We start from the raw sequence: 202 nt of genomic DNA on the forward strand, positions 1-202 counted from the left end.
TTTTAGTCTGTCGATGTCATCTGTATCAGGCTGAAAATCTGTCTCTTCGCCAAAACATCTTCGGCGTTGTAAGGTTAAGCCTCACGGTTCATTAGTATCGGTTAGCTCAATGTATCGCTACACTTACACACCCGACCTATCAACGTCATCGTCTTTAACGTTCCTTCAGGAGACTTAAAGTCTCAGGGAGAACTCATCTCGG

At 44.6% G+C, this 202-nt stretch carries 1 rRNA gene; it reads right to left on the bottom strand.

From position 1 onward, the window contains the following. Nucleotides 1-70 precede the first annotated feature (70 nt). Nucleotides 71-202, bottom strand: a 23S ribosomal RNA gene (locus OGY15_RS00205); the annotation flags it as partial.

Source organism: Citrobacter sp. Cu231, assembly GCF_030332265.1.
GTDB classification, from domain to species: domain Bacteria; phylum Pseudomonadota; class Gammaproteobacteria; order Enterobacterales; family Enterobacteriaceae; genus Citrobacter; species Citrobacter meridianamericanus.